We start from the raw sequence: 12745 nt of genomic DNA, 5'->3' as shown, positions 1-12745 counted from the left end.
TAGATATATTCTCAACTTGATGAGGGTGAATCGGATGAAAAGAGCAATTCTATTTTTTGTATTAGGGTTTGTTGTTGCTTTTTATGTCATGATGAATGGTAGTGGCTCTTCATCACATCCTATGAGTCAATCTCAAGAGGAACGGGTATCTCATGTCGTAAATGCTTTAAGCGAGTTTAGTAGTGATGTGAAAACATGGTTGTCAGGATTTAAAAATCATGAAAATCCCAAAGAGGAGTCAACGATGAGTACGTCCCTTACTGTTGATTATGATGCGGCTTTGAAAATTGTATCCGAAATGATTGAAGATATTGGATCACTTTTAACCGATGATCAAAAAGCAGCATTAGAGCAAGAAGTCAATCAACTATACCGTCAAAATTTATTGAAAGAGTATGGTGATTCAACTGAAAATCCTATCTATCGTGAATAAAAAAAAGGCTGTATCTTAATGGATACAGCCTTTTTAAATGGTGTTATCGGGTCTAAAACCTAGATAACTTTCTACTTTACGAAGACGAATATTAATATTATCGACACGGTTATAAATTTCATCAACTTCATCACGATAATCGTCTAGTGGTTCGTAACTTTGAATAGGTGTTTGAGATTGAGATTGATAATAATTTTGGGCAGGTGCTTGAGGTTGAGGTTGGTTATAGTTTTGGGCAGGTGTTTGAGGTTGAGGTTGGTTATAGTTTTGGGCAGGTGCTTGAGGTTGAGGTTGGTTATAGTTTTGGGCAGGTGCTTGAGGTTGAGATTGGTTATAGTTTTGAACCGGTGCTTGAGGTTGACTAGTGGCAGGACGTAAGTTTAGTGTGGATGGTTCGTGACCTAATTCGTCAAGTGTGGGTTGAATGAGAGAGGTGAGTTCATTATATTTCCCAGGAAATGAGTTGCTACTTCTATCAATTTGAGATTCGTTGCTTGAAAATGTATTTTGAGTTGGGTTATTAAAAGATTGATTATTTAGGAACGGATTTTGAGGTTGGCTGTTAAAGGATTGATTGGTAGGGAACATGTTTTGAGGTTGATTGTTAAAGGATTGATTGCCGGGAAACATGTTTTGAGGTTGATTGTTAAAGGATTGATTGCCGGGAAACATGTTTTGAGGTTGATTGTTAAAGGATTGATTGCCGGCGAACATGTTTTGAGGTTGGTTATTAAAGGATTGACTGCTAGGGAACATATTTTGAGATTGAGTATTAAAGGGCATTTGATTAGGTTGGAAATTGTTAAATTGAGGTTGGTTACCCATTCCTCCAAATCCTTGAGAACCTGGAAGCCCTGGTCCTAAATTATTAGGGAATTGCATTCTATTCACTCCTTGGGGTGGTGTTTTAGGGCTATTTAAAAATTGATTGAGATAAAATTGTTCCATTTCTTCAATAGGTGATTGAGCATTTTTTTTATTTTTACCAAACATGGGCGAAGCCCTCCTTTCTACAGGTACTATATACTATGATTTGAAAAGTAAATGTGTTATGATAATTTGGGTAAAAACCGTTTAATTATTAAAGTTGGAGGATATAACATTGCGTTTAGATAAATTATTGGCTCATACAGGATATGGAACACGTACTGAAGTAAAGAAATTATTAAAATCAAAAGAAGTTAAAGTTGATGGTGTCGTGGTTAAAGATGCAAAAGTTAAAGTCGACTTATCAAAACAGTGTGTGACGGTGTTTGATGAAGTCGTGGAATATCGTGAGTTTGTTTATTTAATGATGAATAAGCCACAAGATTGTTTGAGTGCAACTCGTGATCAGAGATATCGCACAGTCATTGATTTGTTAGACGATTATTATTTAATGTTTGATGTAGCACCTGCAGGACGCCTTGACCGTGATACTGAGGGATTAGTGTTGTTAACGAATGATGGGAAGTTGGCCCATGAAATTATTTCTCCGAAAAAAGATGTTTATAAACGATATGTTGCACATGTCACAGGCGAGTTGACAGATGAAAAACTAAACCAACTAGAAACAGGTGTTGAAATTTTAGATGGAACAGGTGAGGTGTTTTCAACTAAACCCGCCAAAGTGAAAATTTTGCAAAAAAATGATGAATGGACTGAAGTAGAAATTTGTATCACAGAAGGGAAATTCCATCAAGTTAAGCGTATGTTTGCAAGTGTTGGCGGGAAAGTTATTTATTTAAAACGATTAGCTATTGGTGGGTTAGAGTTAGATGAATCACTTGAACTAGGTGAATATCGTGAGTTGACAGATGAAGAGTTAGCCCTTTTAACTTTTGCACACCAAGAGTAATAGTTGTTGAAAAGATTAAATTAATCAACTGAAGAGGTGGAAATAATGCGTGCTGATTTACACGTTCATACGAACATTTCAGATAGTTCTTTAAGTACAGAAGCAACCCTTTTATTAGCGAAAGAGCGTGGTTTAACGCATGTTGCGATTACGAATCATGATACTGTTATGGGGCTCAAAGAAGCAATTGCATTAGGAAAAATGATTGGCATTGAGGTCATTCCAGGGATTGAAATTAGTGCTTATGATTTTAATAGACACGTGAAAGCACATATTTTAGGCTATAATTTTGATTTAGAGGCGCCTCATATTAAGGCATTAGTAGATGAAACGAATCGTCTTCGAGATGAAAATACGAAATGGCAAGTTCAACAGTTGATTGAAGCGGGATATGACTTAACGATGGAAGAAGTTGCAAAGAAGGCCAAAGCTAGTACTGCCTTTTATAAGCAACATATTTTTGATGTCCTAATAGAGAAAGGTTACACACGTGATGAGTTAAAACCGTTATTTAAAAAAGGTGGACTTTGTGATCGTGTGATTACGTATGTAGATGGGCGTGATGCAGTGAAAGCAATTAAAGCAGATGGTGGAATTGCTGTTATTGCACATCCTGGACAATCAAAGTCGTATGATATGATTCCAGATTTAGTAGAAGTTGGATTGGATGGGATTGAAAAATATCATCCCGATCATCAAGCGTTAGATTATCAACGTATCGATGAATTAGTGAATCGATATCAGTTGATTATAACGACGGGATCAGATTTTCATTCTACTTATGGACCTAATCGTCCGTTTGGAACACTCGTCATGGAAGAGTTGCCATTTAAATTAAACGAAAAATAAAAGTGGATGTGTCATCCACTTTTTTTAATGCTAGGTAGGGAACATTCACAATTAAGGCAAGTTGTGATACAATATGACTCGAACTAAAATGAAAATATCGATTTTTGATGAAAAAGGTAAAAAATAGTAGGAACTATTTAGAGATATGAGAAAGGCAACGGTGATAATATGCGTTTACGAAAAGTTAAGGGAGCAGCAGAAACAATTGCAGCACATCCAAATATCGTGGTTCAAAATGAAAAAGAATTAAAAGGGAATTGGCAATCCGTTTTTGAAAAAGAGCAACCTCTTTATATTGAAGTTGGAATGGGAAAAGGACAATTTGTGATTGGAATGGCGCAAAAAAATCCTCATCTAAACTTCATTGGAATTGAAAAGTTTGATTCAGTTATGGTTCGTGCACTTGAAAAAGTGATAGAAGCAGGAGAGTTACCAAACTTGAAATTATTAAAAATTGACGCAGATGAGTTAACAGAAATTTTTGAAGAAAATGAAGTAGCAGGCGTTTACTTAAACTTCTCAGATCCATGGCCAAAACCACGTCATGCAAAACGTCGTTTAACTCATGAAAACTTCTTAAAATTATATCAAACGATTATGAAAGAAGACGGGGCAATCCGATTTAAAACAGATAACCGTCTATTATTCGAGTACTCGTTAGCGAGCTTAAGTCAATACGGGATGATTTTACAAGATGTGGCGCTTGATTTACATAAGCGTGAAGATTTAGAGTGGAATGTGATGACAGAATATGAACAAAAATTTAGTGCTAAAGGTCAGCCAATTTACCGTTTAGAAGCTGTTTTTGCTCAAGAAAAGTAAGAGGATTATGTTGTGAAAATTATTGTGGGATCAACAAATAAAGTAAAAGTGAATGCCGCTAAAGAAGTTTTAGAACCATTTGGCCATGAAATCATAGGTGAAGAAACAGAAAGTGGTGTGTCAAATCAACCGTTTAGTGATCAGGAAACGGTGGAAGGAGCTTTTAATCGTGCTTCTTTAGCCTGTCTTCATGGTGATATTGGGATTGGACTTGAAGCAGGTGTTGAGGAACTTAATGGCATTTATTATTTGGTAAATTGGGGTGTTTTAAAAACGTCTGACCAACAAGTGTTTTATGCTGGAGGAACACGTTTACCTTTACCGATAGAATTGGTAACTCCATTGAAAGAAGGAAAAGAACTTAGTGAAGTGATTGATGCATATTCAAATCGTGTCGATGTTCGTTCTAACGAAGGGGCTATTGGAATTTTAACGGCTGATTTTTATGGTCGTAAAGAAAATTTTGTGCATATTATTCGACTTTTATGGGGACAATATTTATATCTTCAAGAATGTAAAAAATTATAATTTGTGATTGAATCGCTCTCTATGGTATAATAAAGTTGTATTATGCTAAAAGGGGGCGATTTTTTGTCGAAACAAAATAAAGATGTTAAATCTAATTCCAAGCATCAATCTAACACGACATCAAACCAAATTAAGCAACAACTAAATGAGTTTACCAACTCTTCGAAACGAAAATTACAAGCTCTGAATCTAAAAAACAGATTAAAAATTGATCGATTTAAAACGAAAATTTCAGAATCGAAAGTCGATTCTCTATCATATACAACACCTTTACAGACGCAAATAAAACCTCATGATTTACGTATGTTAAATCGTTTCACGACCATTTTTAGTGGCGTAGTCATTACAGGATTAAGTGTGGGGTTATTGTTGATGTCACGTCCGATGATTACTGAAGCTAATTTTGAGACAAAAATGCAAGAGAGTATTGACTCTGCTTTTCATTATTCAGTGATGGAATCTAATACTAAAAATGATAGCATTACTTATCATACACCACGCCAATTTAAGTATTTATATTCACTTGGTGTCAATGATATTATTAAATATAAAGACAATGAGATTATAATGCACTATAATAATCAGTATAATATTATTGGTCAAGACATGGATACTTACTATTTGCTTCGTGATGAAAATAAATCCGCAGGTCAAGAAGTCTTTTATAAAAACTTTAGCAATGGTGAACAAAATGGATTTGTTCAATTAGTTAAAATGGAAGAAAAGTATCTGTTAACTGTGTTTGTAGATGGCACTAAATTATCTGCTCTTGTGGATTACGAAGAAACACCTTATATGACTTATAATATGTTAGTAGTCGCGAAAACTGTTAAGAGTACACAACCAGAAACTTCTACAGCTACTGTAGCGACAGGGACTAATCAAGTCATTCCTGAGACATCTGAAGCAGCAGATGCTAAAAGTTCAACTCTCCTAGAGGTTCCTGCAATGAGTATGGATGAGTCGGGCCATGTTGAAACAAATATGGAACCTGTCACGGATGGGGAACTTTCGACTGTAGAAAGCGAACATGTTATTGATTTTGATTTTAGCACTGAAAAAAGAGGCGAATTTACAGAGACAACACAAGATTCAACTCAAAATTCAGTCGCAACAGAAGAGGGGAATACAAGTGACGGAAATTAATAGTATTGAACAATTCAAAGAATTAATTCAAAATGGTAAGTCCATTGTATTATTTACAGCAAACTGGTGTCCAGACTGTATGGTGATTAAACCATTTATGCCAGCAATTGTTGAAAAATATTCAGATTTTAAATTCTATACAGTGAATCGTGATAATTTAATGGATTTATGTGTAGAACTTGATATTTTTGGAATTCCAAGTTTTGTGGCATTTCATAATGGAGTTGAATCAGGACGCTTTGTCAATAAAGATCGCAAAACTCGTCAACAAATTGAAGACTTTATCGAATCTTTAGTTTAATTCAAAAAATATAAAAATCACCGAGGAAATCATCGGTGATTTTTTTTTCCAATCTTGTGAAATACAGGGTTTTTCATGTATAATTAAGAGTAAACAATTGGGTAATTTAGGGTGTGAAGATATGAAAAAACGTACAATCTTTGATATTGAAAAAATTGGTTTTGGCGATGAACTAGATTTAGTACCTAAAAAGGCACCATCAAAACCAAAATTAGAAAACAAAGAAATAAGAACATCATCGACTATAGTGAGAACATCGTCGAGTCATAAACAGGTAATGAAGCAAGATGAAATCGAACTGCCTGTTACGAAACAAAAAGCAGAAAGAACTAAAATAACCTCTTCACCCAAATCATCAAGATTTAAACCCGTTGAATTTGTTTCACCTATAACAGGACGTCGGGAAAAAAGGCCGAAGTATGTTCAGTTAGCATATGGACAATATCAGTTTTCAACATCATCTGTTGTTGAAACAGTTGAAGATGCAATGAATGCCTTTTCGAATCAAGGTGATTTAGACTATGATTTACAACAGTACGAAAATCAAGAAATGGGAACTGCCGAACTTACAAACAACTTAAGTTCAATTGAAAAGTTAGAAGAAGAGGTTTTAGATGTCTTAACGAATCCGGAGGATGAATTATTTGTTTGTCCCTGTGATACAGTTAAGTCAAACTCTAATACGTTGGAAGCAGATGAAACAAAAAATGATTTACAACTTTCATCGCCAACAACACAGACATCAGATCAAGAATCATCGCTTGAGGTGATTAAGAATCTAACTAATCATCAACAAGAAGAGATTGAAGTAAAGACGTCATTAATTAAACAAACAGAAGCGGGAATTATCATAACACCCTCTCAAATGCCGAGTGATGCGGAAGAGGTCGTTTTAGTTGAAACTCCATTGCATGACTTAGAAGAGACGACAGATGACATTGACTCTTTTGAAGATGAGAACTTCTGTGATGAAGTCCTAGATAGTGTACTGATTGAAGATGATGAACAAACGGTCACTTATTATGAAACACCTAATGCATCATTATTAAGTGATGCAGATGATGAGCTAGTCTCAGATGACGATTGGATTTTAAGTAAAATGGATATTTTAGAACAAACCTTTAATGATTTTGGTGTTAAAGTTCGTCTAACAGGTGATTTTACACAAGGACCAACCGTGACTCAGATTGAAATTCAACCAGAGGCAGGAACTAAAATTAGCAAAATATCAAGTCTATATAATGATTTAAAACTAAGTTTATCGGTGGAAGAACTTCGAATTGAACCTATTCCAGGAAAAAATATTATAGGGGTTGAAATTCCAAATCGTAAACGAAAAATGGTACGATTGAAAGAGATTTTATCGACTCCAGAGTTCATGCTACATGAAAGCCCGCTTTGTATCGGATTGGGACAAGATATTGCAGGGGAACCCACTTATGTTGATATCTTAACAATGCCTCATGGATTAATTGCAGGGCAAACGGGATCAGGAAAAAGTGTTTGCATTAACACCTTACTCATTAGTATCTTAATGAAAGCAAGCCCTGAAGATGTCCGCATTATGTTAATTGATCCTAAACGTGTAGAGTTAGCTCCATATAATCAAATTCCACATTTAGTGACACCGGTGATTGTTGATGCCCAAAAGGCAGCGATGGGATTAAAGTGGGCGGTTGATGAAATGGAACGTCGTTACGAATTATTTGCAAGTAATGGAGTACGAGACATTAAGTCCTTTAATAATCGACGTCATGAATTTGAAATGACCTATCCAAAGCTTCCATATATTGTGATTGTTATTGATGAGTTAGCTGATTTAATGATGGTATCTGCACAAGAGGTTGAAGATTATATCATGCGTATTACGCAAAAAGCTCGTGCAGCTGGAATTCATTTAATAGTGGCAACTCAACGTCCAACGGTCGATGTCATTACAGGAACGATTAAATCAAATATTCCTTGTCGTATTGCATTTGCTGTAGCCCAAGGAAATGACTCTCGTGTCATATTAGATGACATGGGAGCTCAAAATTTACTTGGTCGCGGAGATATGCTTCTTTTAGAGAGTGGATCAAAGGCAAAACGTGTTCAAGGAGCTTATGTATCAGATGAAGAAATTGATGCTGTTGTTGAGTTTGTGAAAAATCAAGGGAAACCTCAATATTTAATTGAAGATGAAGTGTTTGAAAAAGGGAGTAATGGGATTAAGACAGATTGTGATCCCATGTTAAAAGATGCTATGAGATTTTTCTTCGAAAAAGGATATGCAACAGTGTCTTCCTTACAAACCCGTATGGCGATAGGCTATAATCGTGCAGCTCGAATCATTGATACCCTTGTCTTAAATGGATGGATTGGAGAACCTAATTCATCAAATAAACAACGTGAGATTTTGATTTCTCGTGAAGAGTTCGAATCAATGATGGATGAGACACGGATTTAAACATTAAATACCCTTATTTTTGAACCGCCTTTAGGTCAGACATTTGACTAAAAGGCGGTTTCCAAATAATATAGAAGTGATATAATATAAAAGAAATAATCGTTAAAGCGAGATAGGAGACGATTCATTATGAGTCAAAGATATCATCTCATTGGGATAAAAGGTTCAGGAATGAGTGCGTTAGCACATATTTTATATGACATGGGGAACTATGTTCAAGGATCAGATATTGAGGAAAAACTATTTACTCAAATTGGATTAGAAGCAAAGGGAATCACCCTATATCCATTCGGAAAATCAAAGATTGAACCAGATATGGTTGTGATTATTGGGAATGCGTTTAAAGATGACCATGTGGAAGTGATTCAGGCGAAACAAGCAGGTGCTAAATGTGTTCGTTATCATGATTTTTTAGGAGATTTAGCCTCTAATTTTACATCGATTGCGATTGCGGGAACTCATGGAAAAACAACAACAACTGGGTTATTAGCACATGTATTACGCTTAAATTATCCAACTTCATATTTAATTGGAGATGGAACAGGAAAAGGTGTAGAAAATAGTCGTTTCTTTGTTTTTGAAGCCTGCGAATATCAACGACACTTTTTAGCATATCGACCTGATTATGCTATTATTACGAATATTGAACATGATCATCCTGATTACTTTACAGATATTGATGACGTTTTAGATGCCTTCAATGTTTTTTCAAATCAAACCAAAAAAATGGTCATTGCATGTGGTGATGATCCGGAAGTTAAAAAACTACAAACTTCAACGAATATGATGACTTATGGACTAGAGTCACATAATAATGTAGTCGCTAAAAATATTTTAAAAACGGCTGAGGGAACAGCTTTTGATGTGTTTATTAATGGTGAATTTTATCATACCTTTAACACGCTATTTTTCGGAGATCACATGGTATTAAATAGTTTAGCGGTGATTACTGTTTGTTATTTAGAAGGATTAGAAGCTTCAATCATTGATAAAGATCTAAGATTATTTGAAGGTGTTAAACGACGTTTTGCCCAAAAGAAACACCATACACAAATTATTATTGATGATTATGCTCATCATCCAACGGAAATTGCTGCAACGTTAAAAGCAGTTCGCCAGAAATTCCCAGACCGTGATTTAGTTGCAGTATTCCAACCTCATACTTTTACACGTACCGCTGCCTTTATTGATGAGTTTGCACAAAGTTTAAATTTAGCTGATCACATTTATTTAACTGATATTTTTGGGTCAGCTCGAGAAAGTAGTGGGAGTGTAAGTATCCAAACATTAATTGACAAATGTCATCATGCCAACTTAATTGAAAAGGAAACAGTTGAACAATTACAACAACATCAAGACTCAGTTGTGGTGTTTATGGGAGCTGGAGATATTAAGAAGTATGAGGATGCTTATACAAAATTACCTTGGAGAGTTAAACGTTAAGGTCCTAGGAGAGTTGAAAGGATAGGGAATTTATGACATTTACGATCACGTTATCAGACTTATTAATTTTAGTTATTATGACATGTTTAATTGTTTTAACCGTTTATCTTGTTTTTACACTAAAATCTTTAATTCGTTTATTGAATGAATCTACGACGTTAGTGAATGAAAGTTCTAAAATCGTTGAAGATGTACAAGAAAAAACAAAAGTTGTCGAAAACTATGTGACACAAGCGGTCGCAAATGGACAAGGTGTCTTTAAAGCTGTTTCATTCGTAAATAAAATGAAACGATAATACATAAACTATAATTTGTTATCTTATTTAAAAAAGAATGGAAGGTGTATCTAAATGAAAAAAAGAAATGTATTTGTATTAGGTGCCTTAATGGGTGCAGCGGCTGTGGCTTTATTAACACCAAAATCAGGTAAAGAAATGCAAAAAGAGTTATTAAACAAAGTAGACGAGATCCAAAATAAAATTAAAGATATCGAAATTGAAGATGTGAAACAAAGTTTTACAGCGAAATTAGATGAAATTAAAGACTTAGTCAATAACTTTGATTGGGAAAGCTCAAAAGCAGAGTTAGAAAGCAAAGTGAATGATGTCAAAGAAAAGCTAAATGATATGCTTGTTCGTGTTGAAGAAGCAAAAGATACAGTGAAAGACGAGGTCAAATCATTCGGTGATGATTTAGAAGATGATTTTACCATTGTGATTGATGCTGTTAAAGACGGTGCGAAAGATGTAAAAGAAAAGGCAACAGAAGCTGCATCAAATGTTGTTGAAACAGTAAAAGAAGTAGCCATTGATGCAAAAGATAAAGCAAAAGTAGCTGCTTCAAATGTGGCGGATACAACAAAAGAAGTGGCGACTGATATGGTAGATGCTGTCAGTCAAGCAGCGCTTGAAGCTAAAAAAGAAGTGACTGACAATAAATAAAAAGGTAGCGAAAGCTACCTTTTTATTTTGGTTCTAATAAGTTGCAAAAATAGTGAAACTAGTGAGTAGATACTGTGGGATAAATTTTATTTGACATGGTTTAATTAATGGAGCTAGTTCATAGGCATACGTGGTAACGCCTGTAATTGAATTAGCATAAAAGATAAAGTCATCAACGTCAGGATCGAATAATCCCCATTGTTCTTGTGAATAACAGTATTGTATGAATAACTCTTTCATCGTATCAAACACTCCTATCTCAAGATGAATCCAGATGTATTTTTTATGATTGAAAAACTTTTGAATTCCCTACCAGTAGAGGATACCTCTTTGAGGGCAAGAAGCTCCCCACACGATTTGATTCCACATTTTATTAGATGAGTGCCTAGGTTAAGTAGTCACAAGGTCTTTAGTTTTTTCCTTCTAATGGGGAAAATCCTCGATGATAGAATATCTTAGTACTAAAGGAATCTAATCATTGAGACCGATTTGAAAAACATCAAGATAGTACTGTTTTATATGGTGGGGATTAATGTAGTTAAATTATATAATGATGAAAAAGTAATTTTTGTCGTAATTGGCACGAGAGATAAAATTAAAAATTAGGATAGGAGAAGTGACTCATGGTATTTGGATAATTTGTCTTGTGTTTGAAAGGCCATCTTATATTTTCCTTTTTCTAAGTAGAGATTAATCAAAGCAGTGGCATAACGTTCATATTGATGGAAATCTGCTGATTGGATGGCGACAGGGATTGCCTCTTTAAGTAGAAAAATTCGAAATAAGTCACCATAAGGATCATGAGTTAAGAATTCATAGTATTTAATCAAATAAATGATTTCTTGAGGTAAATCTTTATTTAGTTTAACTTTTTGTATCAGAGATACTTGCTTTGTTGATTGAGCTGACTGATAGTATAAATGGAGTAATTTCATTAATGAGGAGGGTGCAGTTGATTCTGAAAATAGCGCTTTTTTATAATATCTTTCGGCTTGATTGTATTCTTTTATCTTGAAATAATAGTCGCCCATCAAATTTAGTAATCGATTAAGGTAATGGAAAGGATCATCAAGTTTTAGTTGATGATAAAGCTTAAACATGAGGGGAGGAACCTTCGTATAGACGTGATTTTTGATGTAATCCTCGCATAAGAGCAACTCGCATTCAAGGGTATATTTCATTAAATATCGACTTGAAAAGCCTTGGAGAGCATCGTTTAGATGATGAATAGCTTGAATGGAATGATTGAAATTGAAATAATATTGGGCTAAGTGTAAAGAGAGAAGTGAATTTTCAAGTTTTAAGTGCTGACTAAGTTTAAAGGCTAATCGATAATATTTAATGGTTAATATTGGGTTTTTAAGTTTTAAATGGTAGACTCCAACAAAGTGATAGAAGAGGAGACATTCTTCGAGGGACATATAAGGTTGAAAATTTAATAAGTATTCGTAGGTCAGATGAATCTGATTCAAATGAGATAAAGTCAGATTAATCACGAATTGTTTTAATACCGTCTGATAAGGGTACGGTTCGGACGATATTTGATAGATAGATTCTAAATAATGGAGGTTACCTTGATCAAGGACTAATCGAAATGAACTCAACCAGTCATGATGGGGACTTTTTTTTATGTCAGGGATTGAATCCAGAGTTAGGCGCTTGAGTAAATTTTGAAGGATTTTAGGAGAAGGGTGAATCATTCCTAACTCAATTTTGGATAAGGTTGCAGGAGTACAAATTTTATCTGAAACAAATTCGAGCGTTTGATGTTGCCTGATTCGAGATTCTCGAAGGGTTAACCCAACATGAGAAATTGGTTTTGGGGAATTAATTTTCATTTCAAGTACTTGTAAGGCATTTTTATAATAATTCATAGCGTTCTCCTTGGATATTCAAGATAGTTTTAATTTTAAAGCGCTTTATCGAATTATGGTATAGATAAATTTGCTATGAACATGGATAAAATTGATGAAAAAAGAGGGATGATGTACCATCATCC

At 34.6% G+C, this 12745-nt stretch carries 14 protein-coding genes; 11 read left to right on the top strand and 3 right to left on the bottom strand.

What is annotated here, in order from left to right; genetic code table 11:
• The first annotated feature begins 34 nt into the window (after nucleotides 1–34).
• Complete coding sequence (locus J6D32_RS03135) at nucleotides 35–433, top strand: hypothetical protein (protein ID WP_006783607.1); 399 nt, start codon at nucleotides 35–37, stop codon at nucleotides 431–433.
• Nucleotides 434–466: 33 nt separating this feature from the next.
• On the opposite strand, the gene J6D32_RS03130 is transcribed toward J6D32_RS03135, so the two are convergent.
• Nucleotides 467–1426: a hypothetical protein gene (locus J6D32_RS03130; RefSeq protein ID WP_055164241.1), complete on the bottom strand. Its 960-nt coding sequence runs from the start codon at nucleotides 1424–1426 to the stop codon at nucleotides 467–469.
• Nucleotides 1427–1535: 109 nt separating this feature from the next.
• On the opposite strand from J6D32_RS03130, the gene J6D32_RS03125 reads away from it, so the two are divergent.
• The 10 genes from J6D32_RS03125 (at nucleotide 1536) to J6D32_RS03080 (ending at nucleotide 10746) form a co-directional block, all read left to right on the top strand.
• Nucleotides 1536–2270 carry a pseudouridine synthase gene (locus J6D32_RS03125; protein ID WP_006783609.1) on the top strand — a complete coding sequence of 245 codons (735 nt, stop codon included), beginning with the start codon at nucleotides 1536–1538 and terminating at the stop codon, nucleotides 2268–2270.
• Nucleotides 2271–2315: 45 nt separating this feature from the next.
• Entirely contained in the window at nucleotides 2316–3119 is an 804-nt protein-coding gene (locus J6D32_RS03120) for a PHP domain-containing protein (protein ID WP_006783610.1), read from the top strand.
• Nucleotides 3120–3287: 168 nt separating this feature from the next.
• Nucleotides 3288–3941, top strand: a complete 654-nt coding sequence (trmB, locus tag J6D32_RS03115) for a tRNA (guanosine(46)-N7)-methyltransferase TrmB (RefSeq protein ID WP_006783611.1) — start codon at nucleotides 3288–3290, stop codon at nucleotides 3939–3941.
• Nucleotides 3942–3953: 12 nt separating this feature from the next.
• On the top strand, nucleotides 3954–4469 hold the full coding sequence (locus J6D32_RS03110) for a DUF84 family protein (protein WP_006783612.1): 516 nt from the start codon (nucleotides 3954–3956) through the stop codon (nucleotides 4467–4469).
• 63 nt (nucleotides 4470–4532) lie between these two features.
• A complete protein-coding gene (locus tag J6D32_RS03105; RefSeq protein ID WP_006783613.1) occupies nucleotides 4533–5615 on the top strand; it encodes a hypothetical protein in 1083 nt (360 codons plus the stop codon).
• Nucleotides 5602–5916 (top strand): thioredoxin family protein, encoded by a 315-nt coding sequence (locus J6D32_RS03100; RefSeq protein ID WP_006783614.1) that lies wholly within the window; start codon nucleotides 5602–5604, stop codon nucleotides 5914–5916. Before J6D32_RS03105 ends, J6D32_RS03100 begins: the two co-directional genes overlap by 14 nt.
• 121 nt (nucleotides 5917–6037) lie before the next feature.
• Nucleotides 6038–8362 carry a DNA translocase FtsK gene (locus J6D32_RS03095; protein WP_006783615.1) on the top strand — a complete coding sequence of 775 codons (2325 nt, stop codon included), beginning with the start codon at nucleotides 6038–6040 and terminating at the stop codon, nucleotides 8360–8362.
• A gap of 129 nt (nucleotides 8363–8491) precedes the next feature.
• On the top strand, nucleotides 8492–9805 hold the full coding sequence (gene murC, locus J6D32_RS03090) for a UDP-N-acetylmuramate--L-alanine ligase (RefSeq protein WP_009606783.1): 1314 nt from the start codon (nucleotides 8492–8494) through the stop codon (nucleotides 9803–9805).
• Nucleotides 9806–9837: 32 nt separating this feature from the next.
• Nucleotides 9838–10101, top strand: coding sequence for a hypothetical protein (locus tag J6D32_RS03085; protein ID WP_006783617.1), 264 nt, complete (start codon nucleotides 9838–9840; stop codon nucleotides 10099–10101).
• Nucleotides 10102–10155: 54 nt separating this feature from the next.
• Complete coding sequence (locus tag J6D32_RS03080) at nucleotides 10156–10746, top strand: YtxH domain-containing protein (protein ID WP_006783618.1); 591 nt, start codon at nucleotides 10156–10158, stop codon at nucleotides 10744–10746.
• Nucleotides 10747–10779: 33 nt separating this feature from the next.
• Here J6D32_RS03080 and J6D32_RS03075 read toward each other — a convergent pair whose 3' ends face one another.
• Entirely contained in the window at nucleotides 10780–10986 is a 207-nt protein-coding gene (locus J6D32_RS03075; protein WP_006783629.1) for a hypothetical protein, read from the bottom strand.
• A gap of 362 nt (nucleotides 10987–11348) precedes the next feature.
• Complete coding sequence (locus J6D32_RS03070) at nucleotides 11349–12620, bottom strand: helix-turn-helix domain-containing protein (protein ID WP_006783628.1); 1272 nt, start codon at nucleotides 12618–12620, stop codon at nucleotides 11349–11351.
• Nucleotides 12621–12745: the final 125 nt, after the last annotated feature.

The organism is Turicibacter sp., from assembly GCF_017941855.1.
Taxonomy (GTDB): domain Bacteria; phylum Bacillota_I; class Bacilli_A; order MOL361; family Turicibacteraceae; genus Turicibacter; species Turicibacter sanguinis.
Note: the sequence above shows the minus strand (reverse complement) of the source record. Positions and strands in the feature narration are given on the sequence as shown.